The sequence below is a fragment of the Streptomyces sp. NPDC048416 genome (assembly GCF_043200435.1).
GTDB lineage: Bacteria > Actinomycetota > Actinomycetes > Streptomycetales > Streptomycetaceae > Streptomyces.
This window is the reverse complement of record NZ_JBICXU010000003.1, coordinates 375,016-398,906: the sequence shown is the minus strand read 5'-3', so window position 1 is coordinate 398,906 and position 23,891 is coordinate 375,016. Positions and strand designations below refer to the sequence as shown.

At 72.4% G+C, this 23,891-nt stretch carries 19 protein-coding genes and 1 pseudogene; 5 read left to right on the top strand and 15 right to left on the bottom strand.

All coding sequences use genetic code 11. The annotated features are described in order from the left end of the window. Positions 1-57: 57 nt before the first annotated feature. The gene (gene lysX, locus ACGFW5_RS06570; RefSeq protein ID WP_393833061.1) at positions 58-3,327 is read right to left on the bottom strand and encodes a bifunctional lysylphosphatidylglycerol synthetase/lysine--tRNA ligase LysX; all 3,270 of its coding nucleotides are present in this window, start codon (positions 3,325-3,327) and stop codon (positions 58-60) included. 71 nt (positions 3,328-3,398) lie between these two features. Between lysX and ACGFW5_RS06565 the strand changes: the two genes are divergently transcribed. Then, entirely contained in the window at positions 3,399-3,878 is a 480-nt protein-coding gene (locus ACGFW5_RS06565) for a universal stress protein (RefSeq protein WP_393833060.1), read from the top strand. A gap of 135 nt (positions 3,879-4,013) precedes the next feature. On the opposite strand, the gene ACGFW5_RS06560 is transcribed toward ACGFW5_RS06565, so the two are convergent. Then, the gene (locus tag ACGFW5_RS06560) at positions 4,014-5,207 is read right to left on the bottom strand and encodes a CapA family protein (RefSeq protein ID WP_393833059.1); all 1,194 of its coding nucleotides are present in this window, start codon (positions 5,205-5,207) and stop codon (positions 4,014-4,016) included. Between the two features lie 226 nt (positions 5,208-5,433). Here ACGFW5_RS06560 and ACGFW5_RS06555 point away from each other — a divergent pair. Next, a pseudogene (locus ACGFW5_RS06555) lies at positions 5,434-6,000 on the top strand (sigma-70 family RNA polymerase sigma factor); the annotation flags it as partial. A 2-nt stretch (positions 6,001-6,002) separates the two neighbouring features. Here the strand turns inward: ACGFW5_RS06555 and ACGFW5_RS06550 are convergent. Further along, positions 6,003-6,209 (bottom strand): zf-HC2 domain-containing protein, encoded by a 207-nt coding sequence (locus ACGFW5_RS06550; RefSeq protein WP_393833058.1) that lies wholly within the window; start codon positions 6,207-6,209, stop codon positions 6,003-6,005. Between the two features lie 122 nt (positions 6,210-6,331). Between ACGFW5_RS06550 and ACGFW5_RS06545 the strand changes: the two genes are divergently transcribed. Further along, on the top strand, positions 6,332-6,826 hold the full coding sequence (locus ACGFW5_RS06545; RefSeq protein ID WP_393833057.1) for a hypothetical protein: 495 nt from the start codon (positions 6,332-6,334) through the stop codon (positions 6,824-6,826). Between the two features lie 7 nt (positions 6,827-6,833). Here the strand turns inward: ACGFW5_RS06545 and ACGFW5_RS06540 are convergent, their stop codons facing one another. From ACGFW5_RS06540 to ACGFW5_RS06525, 4 genes are read right to left on the bottom strand one after another with little or no spacing between them, the layout of a single operon-like run. Beyond that, positions 6,834-8,054: a sensor histidine kinase gene (locus tag ACGFW5_RS06540; RefSeq protein ID WP_393833056.1), complete on the bottom strand. Its 1,221-nt coding sequence runs from the start codon at positions 8,052-8,054 to the stop codon at positions 6,834-6,836. Next, complete coding sequence (locus ACGFW5_RS06535) at positions 8,051-9,727, bottom strand: cation acetate symporter (protein WP_393833055.1); 1,677 nt, start codon at positions 9,725-9,727, stop codon at positions 8,051-8,053. The genes ACGFW5_RS06540 and ACGFW5_RS06535 overlap by 4 nt, the downstream gene beginning before the upstream one ends. Next, positions 9,724-10,101, bottom strand: a complete 378-nt coding sequence (locus ACGFW5_RS06530) for a hypothetical protein (RefSeq protein WP_393833054.1) — start codon at positions 10,099-10,101, stop codon at positions 9,724-9,726. Before ACGFW5_RS06530 ends, ACGFW5_RS06535 begins: the two co-directional genes overlap by 4 nt. Positions 10,102-10,146: 45 nt before the next feature. Continuing rightward, positions 10,147-10,893, bottom strand: coding sequence for a LytR/AlgR family response regulator transcription factor (locus tag ACGFW5_RS06525; protein WP_393833053.1), 747 nt, complete (start codon positions 10,891-10,893; stop codon positions 10,147-10,149). 72 nt (positions 10,894-10,965) lie between these two features. Between ACGFW5_RS06525 and ACGFW5_RS06520 the strand changes: the two genes are divergently transcribed. After that, entirely contained in the window at positions 10,966-11,586 is a 621-nt protein-coding gene (locus ACGFW5_RS06520; protein WP_393833052.1) for a hypothetical protein, read from the top strand. An 83-nt stretch (positions 11,587-11,669) separates the two neighbouring features. Here the strand turns inward: ACGFW5_RS06520 and ACGFW5_RS06515 are convergent, their stop codons facing one another. Further along, on the bottom strand, positions 11,670-12,530 hold the full coding sequence (locus ACGFW5_RS06515) for an Fpg/Nei family DNA glycosylase (protein WP_393833051.1): 861 nt from the start codon (positions 12,528-12,530) through the stop codon (positions 11,670-11,672). A gap of 76 nt (positions 12,531-12,606) precedes the next feature. After that, positions 12,607-13,725 carry a serine hydrolase domain-containing protein gene (locus ACGFW5_RS06510; protein WP_393833050.1) on the bottom strand — a complete coding sequence of 373 codons (1,119 nt, stop codon included), beginning with the start codon at positions 13,723-13,725 and terminating at the stop codon, positions 12,607-12,609. A 185-nt stretch (positions 13,726-13,910) separates the two neighbouring features. Between ACGFW5_RS06510 and ACGFW5_RS06505 the strand changes: the two genes are divergently transcribed. Continuing rightward, on the top strand, positions 13,911-14,585 hold the full coding sequence (locus ACGFW5_RS06505; RefSeq protein WP_393833049.1) for a TetR/AcrR family transcriptional regulator: 675 nt from the start codon (positions 13,911-13,913) through the stop codon (positions 14,583-14,585). A gap of 10 nt (positions 14,586-14,595) precedes the next feature. On the opposite strand, the gene ACGFW5_RS06500 is transcribed toward ACGFW5_RS06505, so the two are convergent. The 6 genes from ACGFW5_RS06500 to ACGFW5_RS06475 all read right to left on the bottom strand — a co-directional run bounded on the left by ACGFW5_RS06500 (position 14,596) and on the right by ACGFW5_RS06475 (position 23,762). Next, positions 14,596-16,587 carry a SpoIIE family protein phosphatase gene (locus tag ACGFW5_RS06500; RefSeq protein WP_393833089.1) on the bottom strand — a complete coding sequence of 664 codons (1,992 nt, stop codon included), beginning with the start codon at positions 16,585-16,587 and terminating at the stop codon, positions 14,596-14,598. A gap of 176 nt (positions 16,588-16,763) precedes the next feature. After that, on the bottom strand, positions 16,764-17,783 hold the full coding sequence (locus ACGFW5_RS06495; protein WP_393833088.1) for a hypothetical protein: 1,020 nt from the start codon (positions 17,781-17,783) through the stop codon (positions 16,764-16,766). A gap of 228 nt (positions 17,784-18,011) precedes the next feature. Next, positions 18,012-19,181 carry a DUF6777 domain-containing protein gene (locus ACGFW5_RS06490; protein WP_393833048.1) on the bottom strand — a complete coding sequence of 390 codons (1,170 nt, stop codon included), beginning with the start codon at positions 19,179-19,181 and terminating at the stop codon, positions 18,012-18,014. Between the two features lie 135 nt (positions 19,182-19,316). Further along, positions 19,317-21,365: a prolyl oligopeptidase family serine peptidase gene (locus ACGFW5_RS06485; RefSeq protein WP_393833047.1), complete on the bottom strand. Its 2,049-nt coding sequence runs from the start codon at positions 21,363-21,365 to the stop codon at positions 19,317-19,319. Between the two features lie 239 nt (positions 21,366-21,604). Then, on the bottom strand, positions 21,605-21,778 hold the full coding sequence (locus ACGFW5_RS06480; RefSeq protein ID WP_167152006.1) for a hypothetical protein: 174 nt from the start codon (positions 21,776-21,778) through the stop codon (positions 21,605-21,607). 457 nt (positions 21,779-22,235) lie between these two features. Next, entirely contained in the window at positions 22,236-23,762 is a 1,527-nt protein-coding gene (locus ACGFW5_RS06475; protein ID WP_393833046.1) for an SDR family NAD(P)-dependent oxidoreductase, read from the bottom strand. Positions 23,763-23,891: the final 129 nt, after the last annotated feature.

The window sequence follows — 23,891 nt, the reverse complement described above, 5'->3', positions numbered from 1 at the left end:
CAGCCGTACGACACCAGCACGAATGGAGTCATCCGTCGGTACCGCTCAGGGCGCGGTTCAGGTACGGCGGACCAGCGGGAAGGGCAGCGTCTCGCGGATGGTGAGGCCGGTGAGGAACATGACGAGCCGGTCCACGCCGATGCCGAGGCCACCGGTGGGCGGCATGGCGTATTCGAGCGCGTCGAGGAAGTCCTCGTCGATCTCCATCGCCTCGGGGTCGCCGCCCGCCGCGAGCAGCGACTGCGCGGTGAGCCTGCGCCGCTGTTCGACCGGGTCGGTCAACTCCGAGTAGGCGGTGCCGAGTTCGGTGCCGAAGGCGACCAGGTCCCAGCGTTCGGCGAGCCGCGCATCGGTGCGGTGCTGGCGGGTGAGCGGGGAGACCTCGGTGGGGAAGTCCTTGTAGAAGGTGGGCAGCTGTGTCTTCTCCTCGACCAGCCGTTCGTACATTTCGAGGACGACGTCGCCGCGTGTGCTGTCCGGGGTGTGCGGCACCCCGGCCCGGTCGCACAGTCGGCGCAGCGCCTGTTCGCCGGTGTCGGCGCCGATCTCCTCGCCCAGCGCCTCGGACACCGCCCCGTACAGCGTCTTGACGGGCCAGGGCCCGGAGATGTCGTACTCGACGACCTTGCCGTCGGAGCCTGCCTTGCGGGCGATCGGGGAGCCGAAGGCGGCGGTGGCGGCGCCCTGGATCAGCTCGCGGGTGAGGTCGAGCATGACGTCGTAGTCGGCGTACGCCTGGTAGGCCTCCAGCATCGTGAACTCGGGGTTGTGCTTGTAGGAGACGCCCTCGTTGCGGAAGGTGCGGCCCATTTCGAAGACCTTCTCCACGCCGCCGACGCAGAGCCGTTTGAGGTACAGCTCGGGCGCGATGCGCAGGTACAGATCGAGGTCGTAGGCGTTGATGTGGGTGGTGAAGGGGCGGGCGTTGGCGCCGCCGTGGATCTGCTGGAGCATCGGTGTCTCGACCTCCAGATAGCCCCGGTCCAGCAGGCCCTGGCGCAGCGCCTGGACGGCGGTGGAGCGGTGGCGGACCACGTCGCGGGCCTCGGGGCTCGCCACCAGGTCGAGATAGCGCCGGCGCACGCGGGCCTCGGGGTCGGCGAGGCCGCGCCGCTTGTCGGGGAGCGGGCGCAGGCACTTGGCCGTCATCTGCCAGCCGGTGGCGAAGAGCGAGAACTCGCCCTTCTCGGTGGTGGCGGTGGTGCCGGTGGCGGTGATGTGGTCACCGAGGTCGATGTCGCGGGTGAACCGGTCGAGGACGTCGACGCCGGCGCCCTCGCGGGTGAGGACGAGCTGGAGATCGCCCGACCAGTCGCGTACGACGACGAAGACGACGCCGCCGAAGTCGCGGACGGCCATGACCCGGCCGGCCACGGTGGCCTCCATGCCCTCTCCTTGGGCCCGGAGGCGGGCCAGCGTGTGGGTGCGGGCCGCGATGACGACGGGGTAGGGCTCGGCTCCGTCGGCCCGCAGCCTGTCGAGCTTGCGGTGGCGTACGCGCACCTGGTCCGGGAGTTGACGCTCCGTCATCTCACCGCTGTCCGGGCCCGCCAGGCCAAGCGCCTCGATGGAGGGCAGGCCCGCGGTGGTGACGGGTTTGGTGACGCCCTTGGCGCGGCCCTTGCCCCAGAGCTTGCGCAGGCTCGGTACGGAGACGAAGCCCTCGGCGATGCCGGAGGCGAGGCCGACACGGGCGAGCGAGCCGGCGTCGCCGTAGCACAGGAAGCGGGGGAACCACTGCGGCTGGTACTTCACATTGGAGCGGTAGAGCGCTTCCAGCTGCCACCACTTGGAGAAGAAGAGCAGCAGCCGGCGCCACAGCCGCAGCACGGGCCCGGCGCCGATGCGGGCGCCCTCCTCGAAGGCCGAGCGGAACACGGCGAAGTTGAGCGAGACCCGTCGCACCCCCAACTTCGGTACGACGGCGCACAGTTCGGCGACCATGAACTCCATGACGCCATTGGGTGCGCTGCGGTCGCGGCGCATCAGGTCGAGCGAGATGCCGTCGCGTCCCCAGGGCACGAAGGAGAGCAGCGCGATCAGCCCGCCCTCGGCGTCGAAGGCCTCGACGAGCAGGCAGTCGCCGTCGGCGGGGTCGCCGAGCCGGTCGAGCGCCATGGAGAAGCCGCGCTCGGTCTCGGTGTCGCGCCAGGCGTCGGCGCGCTCCACGATCTGCCGCATCTCCTCGTCGCTGAGCGCCGAGTGGCGCCGGATGCGGGTGGTGGCGCCGGTCCGCTCGACGCGGCGGACGGCTTGGCGGGTGACCCGCATGTCACGGCCGTCCAGGTCGAACTTGGCGACGTTCAGGATCGCCTCGTCGCCGAGCTGGATGGCGCCGAGGCCGTGCCGCGCGTAGGCGGTGGCGCCTTCTTCGGACGCGCCCATCACGGCGGGCGCCCAGGCGTACTGGCGGGCGATGTCGAGCCAGGCGTCGATGGCCGGGCCCCAGGCCCCGGTGTCGCCCACCGGGTCGCCGCTGGCGAGCGCCACGCCGGCCTCGACGCGGTAGGTGACGGCGGCCTTGCCGTTGGGCGAGAACACCACCGCCTTGTCGCGGCGGGTGGCGAAGTAGCCCAGCGAGTCCTGGCGGCCGTACGCGCCGAGCAGGGCCCGGATGCGCGGCTCCTCGTCGCCGTGCAGCGCGGCCTCCATCCGCTGCGAGCGGAAGAGCGTGGAGGCCGCCGTCAGCAGGGCGATGGCGCCGAACAGGCCGAGGAGGAAGTACAGGGGCCTCGGCGGGCTCCCGTCGAACCGGCCGTTGGAGACGAGACCGCCGAAGACGCGGTTGGAGGCCCACAGCAGGCGCTGGCCGCGCGGCAGGCTGTTCGGGAACAGTTCGACCAGACCCCAGCCGACGAGCACGCCGGCCGCGAGCCCGAGGCACAGCACTCCCACCGCCCGGCGGAACGCGCCCCGGCGGGTCTGCGCGTAGAACTGCCCGCGGGCCAGGATCAGCACCACGAGGGCGACGCCGCAGAAGACGCCGTTGGGGATCCACGCCCATTCGGTGACGGCGATCAGCAGCACGTCGAGCAGGAGGAGCAGCCCCAGGTAGACGACGACCAGCCACCAGGCGACCTTCTTGCGGGCGCCGATCGCGGCCGCGAGGAGCAGCAGAAAGACGGCGTACGCGAGGTTGGCGCTGACCGGCACCGTGACCCGGTCAAGGAACCAGGAGACGGGGTGGAGCAGTCGGCGCAGCGGCGAAATGAGCGCGATGACGCCGCAGAACAGCCCCAGCGCGCCGAAGAACATCGCGAACGCTTCGGGCACCCGCCCCAGAAAGCCGGTGCGGGGCGCGATCGGCGCCGCCTCCCTGACAGCCATGCTCAGCACTCTAGGTAGCCCTGGGCCGGGCCGCCTGTCGGGCGCCGCACCCGGCCCGTTAGCCTCGGTGCGTGACAGAGCAGCGGCCCCAGCCCCACCCCGAGTCCCAGCGATTCGAACGCGGTACCGACGGTCCCAAGGTGATCGTCGCCGGCGTCGACGGCTCCGAGTCCTCGCTCAGAGCGGCGGCGTACGCCAGTGGTCTTGCCCGGCGCCAGAACGCCCTGCTCGCCCTGGTGTACGTGCAGCCCGTGCTTCCGGCGGGTGCCGCGCTCGGCGCGCCCGTCGCCGACACGACGGTGGAGATCGCCGAGGGCCTGGTCGCCGAGATCAGGGCGGCGGCGGAGCGGGTCCGTGGCATCTGGGACGTCCGCTGGGAGTTCCACACCTTCCGCGGCGATCCTTACTCCGGCCTGGTGACGGCGGCCGACGAGCTCACGGCGGACGCGGTGGTGGTGGGCGCGTCCGAGTCGGCGGGCCACCGCATCATCGGCTCGGTGGCGGTGCGCCTGGTCAAGGCGGGCCGCTGGCCGGTCACCGTGGTGCCGTAGCGTCCCGCCCCGCCCGGTCGGCGGAGCCCGGCCTCACCCATCCGGGGTCGGCGAGCATCCGGCTTCACCCATCCGGGTCGGTGCGCATCCGGCCTCGCCCATCCGGGTCGGCGAGCATCCGGCCCGCCCACCGGATCAGTGGGACATCTTCAGGCCGTCCTTCGCGGCGCCCCGGCTGAGCACCGCCTCGCTGATCTGCTGCTGCGTCTCTGTGTAGGTCTCGTTGCCGGGGGACTTCGCGAGGGCGTCGGGCAGGCTCATCACCCGGCCGCGCTCCACGTCGATCCACTGCGGGACGAACTCCGCCCTGCTGACCTCCCAGCGCGAACCGGGCCGCACCGGCGGCGCGAAGGTGAAGCGGGCGATCGAGCTCATGTTGCCCCGCTCGTCGCGCTCTCCGCTCTCGTTGAACATCTCCCCCGCGATCTGGTCGCCCTCGCCGTAGACGATCCAGGTGCCGTTGACCTTCTCGTACGCCTGCGGGATGTGCGCGTGGGTGCCGAGGATCAGGTCGATGTCGGGGCGGCCGTTCGTCTTCGACGCGGTGAGCGCCTTGCCGAGGGTGAGCTGCTGCTCGTCCGGTTCGGTCTGCCATTCGGTGCCCCAGTGGAGGCTGACGACCACCACGTCGGCGCCCGCCGCGCGGGCCGCCCGGGCGTCCGCGATGATCTTCTTCTGGTCGATGAGGTGGACCGCCCACGGCTGCCCGTCCGGCATCGGGTAGCCGTTGGTGTCGTAGGTGTACGCGAGCTGGGCGACCTTGGCGCCGCCGGCCGACATGAGTGCCGGGCGCGCGGACTCCTCGGCGGTGCGGCCCGAGCCGGTGTGCTTCAGGCCCGCCTTGTCGAACGCCTTCAGGGTGCGGGCGAGACCGTCGGCCCCGTCGTCCAGGGTGTGATTGGAGGCCGTCGAGCAGGAGTCGTAGCCGGTGTCCTTGAGCGCGGCGGCCACCTGCGGCGGGGACGTGAACGCCGGGTAGCCCGTGAAGGGGCCCTCGTCGGGGCCGTACACCGTCTCCATGTGACAGATCGCCAGATCGGCGCGGGAGATGATCGGCCTGACGCCGGAGAGCATCGGCCGGAAGTCGTAACTCCCGTCCTTCGCATCGGACTTGGCCCGCTGGATCGTGGAGTCGTGGGGCAGTACGTCGCCGGTGGCGACCAGCGTGAAGGGGTGCAGGGCGGGCGCCGCGCCGGAGGCCGGGGAGTGCTGGGGGCGTGGGGTCCGGGCGGAGGGCTCGTGCCCGCCGCCGCATCCCGTCGTGGCCGCGAGCAGAAGGGCCGCGACGGCCGCCGCCGTGGTGCGGGCGCGCTGGGTCGGCTGGTGCATCGGCGTCGGACTCCGTCGTTCGAGGGTGGACGTGTGTCCGAAATCCACCCCGCGAGAACAGGTCGGTCAAGCCGAAAAGCCGTTGATACGACTCACGATCACTGGAACGGACGCACCCGGGGTCTTACCGGTGGCGCCCCCGGCCCCACCGCTCGACGCACCACTCGCCGCTCGGTTCGACCGCTCGTCGCAGCGGGTGGTGCGGCCCCTGTCCCGCCGCACCCGGATGCGCTCGGATACGGCTCGGTCGAGGCGTTTCGGGGAAAGGGCGTGCACGGTGACGACGTCGGTCGCGGACACACGGCGCACCCGCGAGCGGGACCTGGCCGAGTTGCAGCGGGCGCACGGCCCCGCGCTGCTGCGGTTCCTGCTCGGGCTCACCTATGGGGACCGCCAGCGCGCCGAGGACCTTGTGCAGGAGACCCTGGTGCGGGCCTGGCAGCATCCGGAGGCGTTCGACGCGCCGTACGGCTCGATGCGGCCCTGGCTGTTCACGGTCGCACGGCGCCTGGCCATCGACGCCCGGCGCAGACGACTCGCGCGCCCCGCCGAGGTCGGCGACGAGGTGCTGCTCGCGACGGCGGAGGACGACGACCACACCGAGCGGTGCGCCGCGGCGCTCGACGTCCGCGCGGCCGTGAGGTCGCTCACACCCGAACACCGGGCGGTCCTGGTGCAGTTGTACTTCCGGGGCCTGAGTGTGAACGAAGCGGCCGATGTGCTCGGTGTTCCGCCCGGGACCGTCAAGTCCCGTTCCTACTACGCGCTGCGTGCACTGGCCCGGCTGCTGCCCGGCTATTCTGCGTCAGGCCCGGAAGGGCTCTCCTCGGCGGGTTCCAGGTCCGCCTCGGTGAGCAGGGCGAGCAGCGAGGGCGCCTCGGCGACCTCCAGACAGGCACTGCGGCACGGTGCGCACCGGCGCAGATGCGCGGCGACGGTGCGGTCCTCGCCGGGCGCGAGAGCGCCCAGTACGTAGGCGCCGAGCAGCTGCCGCACATGCATGAGCACCTCGTGTCGTGTGACGGATCCTGCCCTTCTGGCCACGGCGGGCACGCGCCCCCGGTTCAATGCTCCCTGGAGCTCCCCGGGAGCGCCGGGACGGTCGATGAAAGAGGCGAGACAGGATGCGTCCGGAGGGAAGTAGCGGGACCAGTGGTGGCGAACTGGTGGTGCCGATGGCGTGGATGTACGCGGAGTACATCGCCGACGAATTGCTGCGTACCGGCGATCTGATGCCGGCGACGACACTGGAATTCCGGGCGGGGCGCAATGCCCTCGCCCTGACGATCTTCCTGTCCGACGGGGCGGTCGGCGGGGCGCGGGTGGTGGCCCGGCTCGATGAGTGGAGCTCGCTCACCGCGGCCGGGCGGCCGTGGCGACGCTGGGTCCGCGGACAGCTGGGCCGGCTGGACCGCGATCAGGATTCCGGGCCCGACCTGGAGCTGGCGCGGGCCGCCTGGCGATGGCTGGAGGAGACCGAGCTGCTGGCCGCGGACCTGGACGCGGTGGTGCCGGGCGGGGTGGACCCCCACGCACGCGAGGAGGACGAGCCCCGGGTGTGGACGCCGGCCTGGGAACTGGGGCTGCCGTTGGGCCACTTGGCCATCCACCTGTTCTGACGGCGCATCATGTGTGTACGCCCGCACGGTATTTGGGTATCCGCGCCGTCACCTTCATGCCCGCGCCGATGCCGGTCTCGATGACCAGGCCGTACGCATCGCCGTACACCTGACGCAACCGTTCGTCGACGTTGAGCAGGCCGATGCCGCCCGAGGTCGCGCCGTCGCCCCGCAGGACGCGGCGCAACTGCGCCGGGTCCATGCCCGCGCCGTCGTCCTCGATGACGACCTCCGCCTCGCTGCCCGCGTCCAGGGCGCTGATGGTGATGCGCAGCGGGGTGTCCCGCGCGCGAACGGAGCCGGCAGCCGGTGGAGCGGTGGCCGCGCCCTCGACGCCGTGTTTCACCGCGTTCTCGACGAGCGGCTGGAGGCAGAGGAACGGCAGGGCCACCGGCAGCACCTCGGGGGCCACTTGCAGGGTGATCGAGAGCCGGTCGCCGAAGCGGGCCCGTACCAGCGCCAGGTACTGGTCGATGCAGTGCAGCTCCTCGGCGAGCGTGGTGAAATCGCCGTGTCTGCGGAACGAGTAGCGGGTGAAGTCGGCGAATTCCAGGAGGAGTTCACGGGCCCGCTCCGGGTCGGTCCGTACGAACGAGGCGATCGCGGCGAGCGAGTTGAAGATGAAGTGCGGAGAGATCTGGGCACGCAGCGCCTTGATCTCGGCCTCGATCAGACGGGTGCGGGAGCGGTCGAGCTCGGCGAGTTCCAGCTGGACCGAGACCCAGCGGCCGACCTCGCCCGCCGCGCGTGCCAGGACCGCCGATTCCCTGGGCGCATAGGCGATGAGCGCGCCCAGCACACGGTCATCCACGGTGAGCGGCACGGCCACCGCCCAGCGCAGCGGGCAGTCCGGATCGGCGCAGCCCGGCACGAACGCCCTGTCGCGCCCGGTGTCGAGCAGCGCCCGTATCTGGTCCATGACGTGCGCGGCGTGCTGCTGCTCCCCCGCGCCGTCCCAGGTGAGGATGGTGTCGCGGTCCGTGAGACACAGCGCGTCGGTGCCGAGCAGCGAGCGAAGACCGCGGGCCGACTTGCGCGCGGCCTCGGCGGTGAGCCCCGCGCGCAGAGGTGGCGCGGCGAGGGACGCGGTGTGCAGGGTCTCGAACGTGGCGTGCTCGACGGGGGTTCCGACATCGCTGGTACGGGTGCCCCGTGCGGTGCGCCGGCCGAGCAGGAACGCGCCGGCGGCCAGCAGCGGGCCGAGGAAGAGCAGGACCGCCAGGGTCATGGGGTGCCCCCTCGCCGCACCAGCGACTCGGGCAGATGGAAGCGGGCCATGGCGGCGTTGGTGCCCGCCGGGATCCGGCCCGCGGTCGCCAGCGACACCCCGGTCATGGTGAGGAAGCCGACGGGCACCGACCACACCGCGGGCCAGGCCAACAGCGCGTGCAGCAGGCCGGGCGGCGCCGCGCCGAGGACGGTGAGGGCGACGGCGACCAGCGCCGAGCCCCCGCCGAGCAGCAGTCCCGCTGCCGCGCCCGGCGGGGTCAGCCGGCGCCACCAGATGCCGAGCACGAGCAGGGGACAGAACGAGGAGGCGGACACCGCGAACGCCATGCCGACGGCGTCGGCCACCGGCATCCCGGTCACCAGCAGCGCGCCGAGCAGGGGCACCACGATCGCGAGCGGGGTCGCGAGTCGGAAATGGCGCACGCCGCGCGAGGGCAGCACGTCCTGGGTGAGGACACCGGCGACCGCCATGGTCAGCCCGGACGCGGTGGACAGGAACGCGGCGAAGGCGCCGCCCGCGACCAGCGCACCCAGCAGATCGCCGCCCGGTCCGCCGATCATCCGCTCGGGCAGGAGCAGTACGGCGGCGTCCGCGTCGCCGGTGAGGGCGAGTTCGGGCGTGTACAGGCGGCCCAGCGCGCCATAGATGGGCGACAGCAGGTAGAACGCGCCGATGAGGGCGAGGACGACGACGGTGGCGCGGCGGGCTTCACGTCCGCCCGGGCTGGTGTAGAAGCGGACGACGACATGGGGAAGGCCCATGGTGCCGAGGAAGGTCGCCACGATGAGCCCGTAGGTGGCGTACAGGGGGTACTCGGTGCGGGAGTCGCTGCCGGGGACGCGGGTCGCGGCGGCGAGGTCGAGGCGCGTGCCGGCGTCGACGCGGTGCTCGCCCGCTGCGAGCGTCAGCGGGTCGCCGTCGTGGCGGCGGCCGTCGACCGTGCCGTGCGCGCGGACGGGCAGGGGACGGTCCAGGCGCAGGGTCAGTTCGTCGGCGAACCGGACGGTTTGCTGGTGGCGCAGGGCCGCCGGCTCGTCCTGGACGGGGCGCGGCGCACCGTCGCTCTGCCAGGCGAGGACCAGGAAGAACACGGGGATGAGCAGCGCGGTCAGTTTCAGCCAGTACTGGAAGGCCTGGACGAAGGTGATGGAGCGCATGCCGCCCGCGGCGACCGCGAGGACCACGACGCCCGCGACGAGCACCGCCCCGAGCCAGCCGGGCGCGCCGGTGAGGATCTTCAACGTCAGCCCGGCGCCCTGGAGTTGGGGCACCAGGTAGAGCCATCCCGCGCCGACCACGAACACGCTCACCAGGCGGCGCACGGCACGCGATTCGAGCCGTCCTTCGGCGAAGTCGGGCAGGGTGTACGCGCCCGAGCGGCGCAGCGGGGCCGCGACGAACAACAGGAGCACCAGGTACCCGGCGGTGTAGCCGACCGGGTACCAGAGCATGTCGGGGCCCTGCACCAGGACGAGCCCGGCGACGCCGAGGAAGGAGGCCGCTGAGAGGTATTCGCCGCTGATGGCGGCCGCGTTGAGGCCGGGGCCGACCGTGCGCGATGCGACATAGAAGTCGGAGGTGGTGCGCGATATGCGCAGGCCGAACCCGCCGACGAGGGCGGTCGCGAGCACGACGGCGGTCACCGCCACCACGGCGTACGTCTGGCTCACGGAGCGGAACGGCCTTGCGTGGGGCGGTCGGCGACCAGGCGGGCGAAGTCGCGTTCGTTGCGTTCGGCGGTACGCACGTACCACCAGGCGGTCAGGCCGAGCGGCGGGTACAGCGCGAAGCCGAGCACGCACCAGGTGACGGTGTCGTCGTGGAGGGCGCGGAAGGCGAGGGGGAGGGTAGCGGCGGTGAACACGAGGACGCCGAACGCGGTGAGCGCCGCCCGCAGTTGACCGCGCATCAGGGACCGTACATAGGCACCGCCGAGCGCGGTCTGGTCGTCGATCTCCGACTGGGCGCGGTGGCGGGGCAGCGGGCGGACCCTTCTCGGCTCCCCCGTGACCGTCTCGCGTCGCGCCGCCTGCTCTGCGGACATGACGCGGAGTGTACGCAGCGCGACAGGGGTGGGGGAAGGGCCAGGTCAGTGGGTGGCGCGCCGCAGCAGGCGGTCGCGCACCGTACGCGCGTGGCGGCGGCTGACGGGAAGCTCGGCGTCCCCGACCCGCACGCTCATGCTGCCTCCGTCCAGGCGGAGTTCGTCGATCCGGTCGAGCGCCACGAGATGGCTGCGGTGGATCCGGACGAAGCCCCGGCCCCGCCAGCGTTCCTCAAGGGCGGACAGCGGGATCCGTACGAGGTGGCTGCCGCGTGCGGTGTGCAGGCGGGCGTAGTCGCCCTGCGCCTCGGCGTACGCGATGTCGGCGATGGGCAGGAAGCGGGTCACGCCGCCGAGTTCGACGGGGATCTGGTCGGTTTCCTGGACGGTGGCGGTACGGTCGCCGACGAGCTCGGCGACGCGGCGGACCGCTTCGGCCAGCCGTTCCCCACGGACCGGTTTGAGGACGTAGTCGACGGCTTTGAGGTCGAAGGCGCGCACGGCGAAGCCCTCGTGTGCGGTGACGAAGACGATCAGCGGTGGCCGGGCGAACCCGGCGAGCAGGCGGGCGATGTCGAGTCCGGTCAGGCCGGCCATGTGGATGTCGAGGAAGACGACGTCGACGCCCCGCTCACCGTCCTCGCCCGCTTCGAGGGCGGCGCCGATGAGCCGCAGCGCCTCGGTGGCGTCCCTCGCGCCATCGGCGGAGCGGATCCGGGGGTCGGAGCGCAGCAGATAGAGGAGTTCTTCGAGGGCGGGCGCTTCGTCGTCGACGGCCAGTACGCGCAGCATGGGCCCGGAGTGTAGGTGCGTGGACGCCGGTGTGTCTTGAGTGTTCGGACCGTTTTTTCCGTACCTGACGGCATGAGTTCGCCGCAGATCCACCAGGACGCCGGGCCCTATGCCCTCGGTGTGCTGGGTGCCGCCGACGCCTTCCGCTTCGAGGACCACCTCGGCGGCTGCGCGCTGTGTCGAGCGCTGCTCGCCGAGTTGGGCGGCGTGACGGTGGCGCTCGCCGCGTACGTCGCGGACGGCCCGCTGCCGGCCGGCGCGGTGGCAGCGGAGGTGCCGCACCGGATGCTGGCGGTGGTGGCCGCACGGCGGCGGCGGGGGCGCGCGGTGCGCATCGCCCTGGTGGCTGCCGCGGGGGTGCTGGTGGCGGGCGGGGCCGGGGTCGTCCTGTGGCCAGCGGCTCCCCGGTGGGAGGTGGCCTCGCACGCGCCGGGAGTGACGGCGTCGCTCGCGACCGAGGCGCGGGACTGGGGCACGGATGTGGACCTCGCTCTCGCGGGCGCGGCGCCGCAGGTGTGCACGCTGGTCGCGGTGGGCCGCGACGGGACACGGCAGACGGTGGCGACCTGGGCGGAGCAGGGCGGGCGGCCGGCGCGGATGCGGGGCGGCGCCGCCCTGGCGCAGGACGCCATCGCACGGTTCGAGGTGCGGGCGGCGGACGGGGCACGGCTCGCGACGATCACACCGGGGTGAGGCGACGGGGACGGGGAACGGCGCGCGGCCGCAGGAGGTGGGCGGCCAGGGCGGTACCGGGGCCACTTGTGCGCGGGGCGGGGCTACTTGAGGAATTTCGAGGTGCGCCGGTCGGCGAGGATCTTGCCCTCGGTCTGGCAGGTGGCGCAGTACTGGAGGGAGGAGTCGGCGAACGACACCTCGCGCACCGTGTCGCCGCAGACCGGGCACGGCTGCCCGGCCCTGCCGTGCACCCGAAGCCCGCTCTTCTTCTCCGCCTTGAGGCGGCCCGCCGCCAGGCCACGGGAACGCTCGACCGCATCGGTGAGGGTGGTGCGCATCGCCTCGTACAGGGCGGTGATCTCGTCGTCGGTGAGGTGGGCAACCGGCTTGAACGGAGACATCCGGGCCACGTGGAGGATTTCGTCGCTGTAGGCGTTCCCGATCCCGGCGATGAGGGACTGGTCGCGCAGGGCGCCCTTGAGCTGGCGTCGCTCGCCCGCGAGCAGGGCGGCGAGCTCGTCACGGCCGAAGCCGGCTGCCAGCGGGTCGGGGCCGAGCCGGGCGATGCCGGGGACCTCGGACGGGTCGTGGACGAGGTAGGCGGCGAGGCTCTTGCGGGTGCCGGCCTCGGTGAGGTCGAACCCCGCGCCCCCGCTGAGCGCCACCCGCAGCGCGAGCGGGCCCTTGCCGGGTCTGGCCGGCGCGGCCGGCAGCGTGTCGTGCCAGCGGAGCCAGCCCGCGCGGGCGAGGTGGACACACAGGTGCAGCCCCTCGGCGTCGATGTCGAGGAACTTGCCGTGCCGGGCGACACCGGTGACGGTACGCCCGGCCAGGGCGGTGTACGGAGGGTCGTACGTCTTCAGGACGCTGATCGCTACGGGCTGGGCGTCCGCGATCTCCTGCCCGACCAGGTGGTCGGAGAGGAAGTCCCGCAGGGCCTCGACTTCGGGCAGTTCCGGCATACGTACCAGGGTGCCCCGCCCCGCCCGGCTCGGCGAGCCGCACGCGCGGCCCCCGTCGGTCGCCCGCGGCGGGTCCTCAGCCCATGGCCACCCGGTACAGGGCCGCGAGCGCGTCGTCGATGGGATGGCGCCGGGGGCGGCCCGCCGGGTCGAGTCTGTTCCATCGCTGGAGGTTGACCGCCACGGCCAGCTGCCGCTTGCCGTCGGTGCGGGCCATGGCCAGCGTTCCCGCGCCCCAGGCGGAGCCGCCGTGCCCCCAGTAGGAGCTGTCGGCGGCGGACGTCCAGGGGTGCAGGGCGAGGCCGTAGTCGATCGTCGTGCCCTGCTGCGAGACGACCGGGACGGTGCGCCGCATCTGTGCCAGCGAGGCGGGGCTGACGATCTCACCGGCGAACAGGAGGGCGTAGAACCGGTTGAGGTCTCCCACGGTCGATATCAGCGACGCCGCCGACCACACCCATGACATGTCGAAGACGCTGTAGTCGCGCGGCGGGTCGATCATGCCGAACCACGCCTCGTACATCCGGGGGTGCGGCCCCTCCATGTGCGGCCCGGTGGGAAGTTCGGTGGCCCGGAGGTCGGCCCGTTCGATGACGTTCTGGGTGATGTACCGCTCGGCCGTGGTGCCCGTGACCTGTTCCAGAAGGCGCCCGACGAGCAGGTAGTTGGTGTTCGAGTACGTCCCCGGAGTGGCGCCCGGGGCGCCGGCCGCGGGCGCACCGACCCCCATCTCGATGAGTTCGGTGGGGTGGAAGCGCGTGAACCGGTGGTCGTCCAGGCTCGCGGGCCCCGTGTGGGCGGGGTCGGGGAACCCCTTGAGGGAGGGATAGGCGTACGGAAGGTACTCGGCGAGGCCGCTGGTGTGGTGGATCAGCATGCGGACCGTGATCGCCCGGCCGCGCCCGCCCGGTACGAGCCCTGGGAGGTATCGGCCGATGGGTGCGTCGAGGTCGATGTCGCCCGCCTCGACCTGCTGGAGCACCGCGGCGGTGACGAAGGTCTTGGTGATGCTGCCGACGCGGTGGCGGAGGTCGGGGGTGGCGGGGCGGCGCGTGCCGAGATCGGCGAACCCGGCGGCGCCGCGCCAGACCTGGTCGCCCGCCCGCACCTCGGCGAACACGCCGGGCACTCCGGCTCGGTGGACGTTCTCCATGGCGGCGTCCAGCCGGGCCGGATCCAGTGCGGTGTTGCTCATGGTGGGTGCCCTTCGTGACGAGACGGCTTTCACGTACCGGGGGTGGGGTGCCACCGGCCCGCCGGGCGGGCGCAGCGCTCGGCGGTTGCCCGCCGACGGCTGCCGACACGCCCATGCCCTTATTATGCACGCGGTGCGTGCAACACCAAGTGCACAAGTAGAGTGACCGGGACGAGAGGAGCACGATGGCAGGGCGAAGGCGCTGGTCGACCGATGAGATCCTGGACGGGGCGGCCGAGTTGCTGCGCACGGGCGACGCCGAGTCCTTCAGCGTGCGCCGGCTCGCGGCGGAGCTCGGGACCGATTCCTCAAGCCTCTACCGGCACTTCCGCAGCAAGACCGAACTCCTGCGCGCGGTCGCCGACCGGATCCTGCTCGCCGCCATGGAGGGCCATCGCCCCGAGGGCGACTGGAAGCAGCGCATCACCACGTTGGCCCTGCGGGTGCGCGAGGCCTTCGGTCAGCAGCCCCAGCTCGCCTCGGTCTGGGGCCGGCACGCGTCGAGCGGCGCCGGCTCCCGGCTGGTGATGGAGGAGGTGCTTCAGGCCCTGCGGGCGTCGGGTCTCGCGGACGAGGAGGTCCCCGGGCGCTACCACCGGATCGTGATCCTCATCGTCTCGTTGATCTCCTCCGAAGCCGGAGTCAGCGCCCTCTCCCCCGATGAGCACGAACAGGGCATGGAGCTGTTCCGCGTCGCGGTCCTGGGCGCCGACCCCGAACGCTTCCCCGCCCTGGCCCACTTCGCCCGCGCGATCCAGCCCCTGGGCGCGGACCGCCGTGCCGCCTTCGAAGAGATCCTGGGCGCCCAACTCGCCCACATCGAGGCGTCGGTCGGCCCCGGCCGGCCGGCCGGCGCCTGAGCCGGCCGGGTCAGCCGGCCTCGCGCTCCGGGACGGCGAACTCGCACCACACGCACTTGCCGCCGCCCCGCGACTCCACGCCCCACACGTCCGCCAGCCGGTCCACCAGCATCAGGCCGCGCCCCGACACCCCGGACGCGCCGGCCTCGCGGCGGCGCGGCAGAGCGCTGGAGCGGTCCTCGACCTCGACACGCAGACGGCGTTCGGGACCGGAGAGGATCCGGATGGTGACGATCGCCCCTCCGTCGGTGTGCATCAGGGCGTTGGTCATGAGCTCGTCGGCGGCGAGTTCGATCTCGTCGGACCGCTCGCGGGCGCCCCAGGCGCGCACGGCCGCCCGGATCATGTGCCGGGCCGAGCTCAGCGCCTCCGGGTCGTTCTGTGCCACGTGCTGGCGCAGCCTGCCGCCGCCCTGCGGCGCCTCCATGGCGCTCCGGCGCAACAGCAGCAGCGCCACGTCGTCGTCGCCGGCCCGCTCGTCGACCACGTCGCAGAGCCGGTCGGCGAGCGCCTCCAGTTCCTCCGGTCCGGAGCGGACCAGGGACGCCAGGAGCTGCATTCCGTCGTCGAGATCGGTGCCGGGCTGCTCCACGAGTCCGTCGGTGTAGAGCAACAGCGTCTGGCCCGGGTCGAGTTCGACCGTCGACACCGGATATTCGAGCCGCCCGAACTCGGCCGACAGCCCCAGCGGAAGGCCGCCCTCGACCGGCAGCCTGCGGCAGGTGCCGTCCACGAGGCGTACCAGCGGGTCGACGTGCCCGGCGCGCACGATCTGCAACACGCCGGTGCTCAGGTCGGCCTCCGCATACGTGCAGGTCGCGAAGCGGTCGGTGTCCAGCTCGTGCAGGAAGACCGAGGCACGTGCGATCACGGTGGCCGGCGCGTGGCCCTCGGCGGCGTACGCGCGCAGCACGATGCGCAGCTGGCCCATCACGGCGGCGGCGTGCGTGTCGTGTCCCTGTACGTCGCCGATGGCCACGCCGACGCGGCCGCCGGGCAGCGGCACCACGTCGTACCAGTCGCCACCGATGTCACGGCCGAACCGTGCCGAGCGGTAGCGCACCGCGAGCTGGGCCCCGGGGACCTCGGGGATGCGGCGCGGCAGCATGGCCTGTTGCAGTCCCTCGGCGAGGTCGTGCTCCTGCTCGTACAGCATGGCGCGCTGGAGGGACTGGGCGATCGAACTGCCCAGCGCCACCAGGAGGTTGCGCTCCTCGCTGCTGAATCCCGACTTGTCGCTGTAGAGCAGCCCGATCGCGCCGATCGGGCGGGCCTGGGCGATCAGCGGCAGATAGGCGGCGGAGGTGATGCCGAGCCCGCTGATGTTGGGCCACAGGCCCGGGTAGGACTCGGCGAAGTCCTTGGACGATTCGATGAACCGCGGTGCCAGGGTCCGCACGACCTCGCTCATCGGGTACCGCTCGTCGATCCGGGTCCACCGGGTGCCCGGCACGAAACTGCCCTCGGGGCCCTCGGCGATCAGATGGATGCGGCCCGCTTCGAGGAGCCCCATCACCAGGCTGGTGGCGCCCAGGTATTCGGGACCCCGGGAGTCCTTCATGACGTCGATGACGTCCTTGACGGTCCTGGCGTGCGCGAGGGCGGCTGTCGTGGCCTCCACGACGGAGGTGGTGCGGCGCCGCTCGTCGTCGAGGCCGACCCGGGCGGTGGTCTCGGCGAGTTCCTGGGTGGCGTCGCGGACGATGCCGATGATGCGCAGCGGCCGGCCGGTGTCGTCGCGGCGTACGAACCCCTGGGTGTGTGTCCAGCGCAGGCTGCCGTCGCGGCGCCGGATGCGGAAGTACACGCCGTAGTTGACGCTGCCGTTCTTGAGCGCCTGCGAGACGAGCGCGTCGAGCCGCAGGGCCTCGGCGGGCGGCACCCGGCCCGCCAGCGACTCCGGTCTGTTGTCGTACTCCTCGGGACGCAGGTCGAACACGCCGAGCGCGGGCTCGTCCATGTGCATGAGGCCGGTGACCAGGTCCCAGTCGAAGCTGCCCATCCGCAGGTCTGGGCCGTACGAGTGAAGGAAGCGGCAGTCCTCGCCGTCGGCCGGACCGCCGCAGTGGCACAGGTCGGCCGCCCCTGCGCCCCCTTCAGCCTCGTCCATGGGGCCACGCTAGGCGCAGCCGGGACCGGGCGCATGCGGGAGGCGGAGGGGCGCGCGGCGCGAACGGGTCAGGGTGCCGGGGAAGCCTTGCGCAGGGCGGTGATGCAGGTGCCGATGGCCGACTGGAGGGCTTCGAGGCGCTGCACCATGTCGTCCTCGTAGATGTCGTCGGCGTCGTCGAGCGTCAGCTCCTCGAACACCTTCGTCGCCTTGTGCAGGCTGCTGTAGAACTTCGTGCGGCGCTCCTGGACGCGCAGCTCGGGGTCGGCCTCCACGGCCTCGGCGACCAGACCCTTGACGGTGTCGTAGGCCTCGCCTGCCCACTCGCCGCTCTCTTCGGAGTCGTCGAGCTCGTCGAGGAGGGACAGGTGCCGCTCGGCCTCGGCGCGGAGTTCGGCGGGGGCGTCCACGATCTGCCCGGCGGGCGTCCTGATCTGGCCGTTCTCGACGATCTGGCGGACGTATCCGATGCGGTCGGCCGCCCTGGTCTCGCTGGCGACGGCCTTCTTCAGCTCGTCGGTGCGGGCGATGTCGCGGGCCAGCTCGGTCTGGAGCGCCGGGTCGTCCTTGAGGCGGTCGAGGAGGGCGGCGCGGGCGGCCTGGGCGGTGCCGGGGTCGGCGAGGATCGCGGCGCGCAGCGCGGTCGGGTTCTCGGCGACCTCCAGCGCCTTGGTCGGCCGGATTCCCTCGGCCTGCGCGGCCGCCGTGATGGCACTCCCGCGCTCGGACGTCGCACTGGAGCGGGACACGTAGTACGCCAACCACACGTCGGCGTCGGGCAGTTCGATGTCCTCGCCCGGCACGAGCGCTTCGAAGAGCGGGACGAGGCCGTCGTCGGATGCCTTGTCCCACGCCTTGTAGTAGCGCATGACGCGCTCGGCGGAGCACCCGGCGAGCGCGCTGAACTCCTTCGCCGAGATCTTCGGCGTCCCGTCGGCCGCCTGCCCGCCGGGCCGTACGCTGCGTGCCACCTTCAGGGCGAACGCCCAGCCGCCGGTGCGGGCGTAGGCGCCGAACTCGCGGGCGTCGCGCGCCACGCTCTCGTGCACGTCGCCGACGGGAGGCGCGGACGGCTCGGGCAGGTCGATCGTGGGCGCCGCGGACGACACGGACGACACGGACGGCTCGGGCAGGTCGATCGTAGGAACCGCGGACGATCCGGACGGCTCGGGCAGGTCGATCGCGACGGTCACGGAGGGCGCTCCTGGCTGCTCGGGGAGGACGACGAACGAGTCGGACAAGGGGTGCAGCCTATCTGCGCCCCTTGGTCCGGCTTTTCGTGACTCCCTCGTGTCGCGCGCGGTGCCGGGGCGTGCTCAGACGTTCTCCGACTCCGGTGACGGCCCGTAGATGTCGAAGTCGGGCCCGCTCGGCTGGCCGCTCGGGACGTCGGAGGGCTGCGAGGGCAGGTCGTCGGGCGGGCTCGTCTTCGGCTCCGGCGAGGACGACGGCGACGGCGGCGGCGAAGGGGAGAGCGAGGGCGGTGGCGCGGTCACGGTCGCGGTGGCCGTCGGGCAGCCGCTCGCGGACGGCGCGGGTGCACTGGGCGGCGCGGCCTGCCTGGAGGGCGCCGAGGGGGTCGGCGTCTCGGTGACCGTGACGGTGGGCGTCGGGGTCGCGCAGTCGGGGCTCGGCGGCGGACTGGTGACCGGGGGCGATGTGCTGGGGCCGGTCGGCGGCGTCAGCGGCTCGGGAACGGGCGGCTTGACGGGGTCGAGGTGGATGTCGGGGCGGCGGCGGTCGTGCTCGCCGTCGTCGCCGCTTTGCCGCTCGATCCAGGTGTTGTTGACGACGTTCACAATGATCAGGTTGTTGATGACCACGGTGGTGGGCCGCACCACGACGACGCGGTCACCGCGGTAGCCGGGCCACGGCTTGCCCTTGTTGTTCCAGTCGCCCTGGTGGGCGTTGGGCGGCTTCAGCGGGTTTCCGCAGGCACAGCGCACGCGCGGCGCGCCGTGGTCGTCCACGAGGACGGCCGTGCCGGCCTGGAGCACCGACTGGAAGCTGGTGGCCGCGCCGTCGCGGAAGCCGTGGTTGGTGACGCGGGTGTCCACGCGCAGCACCACGGGCGTCAGACCGCGCAGGAAGCCCGCGACCGACCCCGGGTCGACTCCCGCGGCATCGGCGAACGCCCGGTTCTTGGCCCGGTCGCCGCCGAGGAAGCGGATCTGCTTCTCCACGTCGCAACTGGCGACCGACTGCGTGCCGCCGTACAGGCCCGGCGTGGAACCCGAGACGGTACGCAGCGACTGAAGGGCGGTCGCCGCACCGCTCGGGGTGCCGGGCGGCGTGGCCGGGGCGGGGGTCGCCGTCGACTCGGCCGTGGACGGGGTGAACGGGTCCGGTCCCTGGGCCGCGATCGGCTGGAGGTTGAGGTCCTGCTGGCTGTCGGCACCGCTGGCGCCGCCACCGCATCCGGCGGCGAAGGCGCCGACGGACAGCACGGCGGCGGCAGTGACGATGGTGCGCAGGGTCGAGGGCACGTGGATCTCCCACCTGTACGCCCCGAGTTGCCCCTCATTGTGTGCGGCAGGCTCGGGGCCCGCGCAAACGGAGCGGGGCGAACGGGCGAGTCACCTCGCCGCGCGGTCCTGCCCACCCTGCGCCCGCCCGGTGCTTCACAGCAGTGCGGGGCGCCGCCACGCAGTACCGAGCAGGTGGTGGTCGAAGAAGTTGAGCAGCGCCGCGTACCAGAGCCGGGCATGGCCGGGGCGGAGGATCCAGTGGCCCTCGTCGGGGAAGTACAGGAACTGGGCGGGGACTTCGCAGCGCTGGAGGTCCTGGAACAGGGCCATGCCCTGGCCGACGGGCACCCGGTAGTCCTTCGCTCCGTGGACGACGAGCATGGGCGTGCGGATGCGGTCCGCCGCGAGGGCCGGCGAGTCCTGCTCGTACCGTTCGGCCCTGGTCAGCGGGTCCCCGAAGATACGCCGGAAGTACATCGAGGCGTCCGAGTCCGCCTGGAAGGAGCGCAGGTCCCAGATCGAGGCCTGCGAGACGATCGCGTTGAAGCGGTCGGTGAGGGTGGCGATGCGGTTGGTCATGTAGCCGCCGTACGAGGCGCCCGCGAGGCCGGAGCGGGTCTCGTCGATGTCGGGGCGGGCCTCGGCGGTGTCGGTCATCGCCATCAGGTCCCGGTAGGGCCGGCCGCCCCACTGGCCCCAGCCCCGCTCGTGCATCTGCGGCCCGTAGCCGACCGAGAGGGCGGGGTCGGGCAGCAGGACCGCGTAGCCGCGGGCCGCGAAGGGCCAGGGATTCCAGCGCCAGGTCCAGGAGTTCCAGGAGGCCTGGGGGCCGCCGTGCGGAAAGACGAGCAGCGGCGCCGGCCGTTCGGCGCAGGCGCCTTCGGGGAGCACGAGCCAGGAGCGCAGCGGGGAGCCGTCGTCGCCCTCGGTATGCACCTCGGTCAGGGTGCCGGGCAGCCGTCCCACGCCGCCCGGCGCCTTGAGCATGACGGGTTCCTGGTCGGGCGCGGCGGCATCGAGACGGACCGGGGTGGGCGGCGCGTCGACGGCGCTGCGCAGCGCGTACAGGGTCCGGCCGTCGGGTGCCACGCACAGCGAGGTGTACGCGCCGGAGGCGGTGAGGCGGGTGACGGTGCCGTCCGGGTCGCGGCGGAAGACCGGCGCGTGGCCCAGTTCGTCGGCGGTGAACCAGATGCCCGTGTCGTCGGGGCGCGGCGAAATGGCCGTCTCCGACGGCCAGTTGGCGAATCCTTCCAGGAGGTCGCTCTCGGCGCCGCCCGGCAGGTCGAGGCGGACCATGGTGTAGGAGAACGATGCCTCGTACGTGGCGAGCCGGTCGCGGACGCACAGCACCGCGGAGCCGTCGGCGGTGAACAGCGGGGCGCTGTACTGGTATCCGTCCCGGTCGGCGATGTGCAGCTCCTGGCCGGTGGCGGCGTCGGCGACCACGACGACCGTATGGTTGCCGTCGGGGACCCGGCCGTGCACGAAGCGCGTGTAGGCGACCCGGGTGCCATCCGGCGAGAGCACCGGCCCGGACTCGTTGATGAAGCCCTGCCCGCCGGTGTCGACGGCCGCAGTGTCGTCCCCCTCAAGGACCGGGCTGCCCCGGTGGGCGCCGCGGACGAAGGTGTGCGGCTCCTCGGGGCCGAGGTCGGAGTCCCAGAACCGGGTCAGCCCCGACTCGTAGAGGATCGCGGTGACCTTGGCGTCCGCGCGGTCCTTGCGGAGCTTGCCGTGTGCCTCGGCGTCGGCGGCCCCTGGCAGCAGTCCGGCGGTGTAGGCGAGCACTCCGGTGTCCCTGGCGAGGGTGAAATCGGCGATGCCGCCGGGGTGGCGGGCGACGCGTGCCGCCTCGCCGCGCTCGGGCAGCGCCCACACGCCGGCGCCTTCCTCGTCGTCCTTCGCCGCGCCGGGGTCGGTGTCGGGCCGTCCGGAGAGGAAGTACAGGGTGCCGTCCGCGGCGAAAGCGGGCGCGGATTCGCCCGCGTGCGAGCGGGTCAGCCGGACGGGTTCGCGTATCGCGGCGGGGTCGATGTCCCACAGTCCCGACACATGCCCGGTGCCGTGGGTGTCGAGGCTCTGCACCGAGGCCACGAGCCGCGTTCCGTCGGGCGAGAGCGCGAGGCCGGTGACGCGCGGCGTCGCGAGGAAGGCGGACAGGTCGTGGAAGGCGGTCGTGCCGCCGGGTGACTCGGGCATGCCGGCCATCCTGCCCCGGCGGGTTCCCTGCCAACAAGGGCTTTGAAACCGGGGCATTCCTGACGCAACGTCATATTGCCTGCCCGGCACCGGAGTTGTGCGACTTGACGAAGATCGATCCGATCCGGCGCTTTCGGGGGTGGTTCCCGCCTGTGCGCCGCTGGCGGCTCCCGGGCGGTGACACCACAACGGTCCGCGCCCCTTGCGCACAGGGGGCACGGACCGGTGGATCGCGCGGGTCAGTCGATGCCGGGCAGGATGTGCGGCTCGGCCAGGTCCTCTTCGTAACCGGCGAGGCGAATCGGGGCCGACCGGGCCCAGACCTCGATGTTGCGGAGCTTCTCGGGCCGTCCGGCTCGCTCGCCGCCACGTTCCGGTGTCCGGCGTTCGCGCTCTGTCGTCTCTGGTGTCACCGCGCACTCCTCTGTGTCGCGTAACCCTGGGCGTCCCGGTTGCGTCGTTCTCGACCCGGTGTCCGTCCGCCCGAGGGCAGGGGCTAGGGCAGTTCTGACGCGGTGGCGCCGGCACTCTGTCCGCATCACGGCCACAGGTTGCGGGACGGATCCGGAACGGGCCTGGAGGGTTGGTGGACCCGCTGTGGCTACCGTTCGCACCAGAGTAACCAAATGAGCGCGGTTGCGCTCGATAGCGCCACTTCCTTTGCGTCAACTTTCCTTCGCCGGGCGTTCAGCCCGATATGTTCACCCCGTCATGATCTGCCGGTGCGGCGGACTGCCGCGCGCCGGGACCCGGGCGCGCGGAGCCGCCGAAGGGCGCCCTCGCGGCCCGGACCGTACGGCGAATCCGTGCGTCGAAGGGCCCGTGCGCGATCTCGGGTGGGTACGCCATCCCAGTGACGGCCGGGGTCCGCTACCAGTTGGCGGGCGCGTAGTCCTTGAGGAAGACGCTGTGCAGGTCCTCGCCCAGCTCACCGCGCACGATCGGGTCGTAGACGCGGGCCGCGCCGTCGACGAGGTCGAGCGGGGCGTGGAAGCCCTCCTCGGCGAGCCGCAGCTTGTCGTGGTGCGGACGCTCGTCGGTGATCCAGCCGGTGTCGACCGACGTCATGAGGATCTTGTCGGTCTCGAACATCTCCTGGCCGCTGGTGCGCGTGACCATGTTCATGGCGGCCTTGGCGGCGTTGGTGTTGGGGTGTCCCGCGCCCTTGTACCCGCGGCTGAAGACACCCTCCATCGCGGAGACGTTCACCACGTAGGCGCGTCCGTTGGGTGCCTTGCGCGCGGCGTCGGCCATCGCGGGACGCAGCGCGCTGATCAGGATGAACGGCGCCGTGTAGTTGCACAGCTGCGTTTCCAGGAGCTCGACCGGGGAGATCTGGTCGATGGACTGCACCCAGGTGTTGCTGTCGACGACGTCCGGGAGCAGACCGCCCGCGTCGAGAGCGGTGCCGTCCTGGTGCCGGGCGATGCTGGCGTTGCCGGCGACCAGGGCGAGGTCGGCGACCCGCTGGGCGTCGAGGCCCGAGGTGCCGACGGGCAGCGCGGTGAGTCCGTCCACCGAACCGGAGTTGAAGGCCCCGATGACGTGGTGGGCGGGGAGTTCGCCCGCGGGCAGCGGCGCGCTCTCGCCGTCGACCAGGGCGGCGTAGGCGGACGGCAGCCGGCGCACGGTCTGGGTGGCGTTGTTGATCAGGATGTCCAGCGGGCCCTGCTGTGCGGTCTGCTCGGCGAGGGCGACGGCCTGTGCCGGGTCGCGCAGGTCGATGCCGACGACTTCGAGACGGTGCATCCACTCCGCGGAGTCCTCCATAGCCTTGAAGCGGCGGATGGCGTCCTTGGGGAAGCGCGTGGTGATGGTGGTGTGGGCACCGTCGCGGAGCAGCCGCAGCGCGATGTACATGCCGATCTTGGCGCGGCCTCCGGTGAGCAGGGCGCGCTTGCCGGTGAGGTCGGTACGGGCGTCGCGGCGGGCCCGGTTCTCGGCGGCGCACTTCTGGCACAGCTGGTGGTAGAACGCGTCGACCTCGACGTACCGGCCCTTGCAGATGTAGCAGGAGCGGGGGCGCTGGAGTATGCCCGCGATCTCACCGGTGACCGACGAGCTGGGCAGCAGGCCTTCGGTCTCGTCGTCGATGCGCTCGGCCGAGCCGGTCGCGGTCGCCTCGGTGACCGCCCGGTCGTGAGCGGTCTTGGCGGCGCGGCGCTCCTGGCGGCGGCGCTGCTTCACGGTCCGGTACACACCGGCGGTGGCACGGCGCACGGCGATCGCGTCGGGGTGGTCGACGTCGATCTGGTCGAGCTCGGCGAGCACGCTCAGGCAGAGCGCGAGCCGCTCGGGGTCGATACCGGGGCCGAAGTCCTGGTCGACGCCCTGACCGGGCCGCTCGTCGACACCAAGACCGTGCCCCTGGTCCTGGAAGTCCTCTGTCACCGTCATGGCCGCCGCGTTCCTCGATCAGTCGTGGATCAGTCGTAGATCAGTCGTGCATATCAAGTTCCCAAAAGCGCCATGGTACGGAGCGATCCCCCTCCACACCAAACCGCTGGGGCCTGGAGGCCGGGGCAG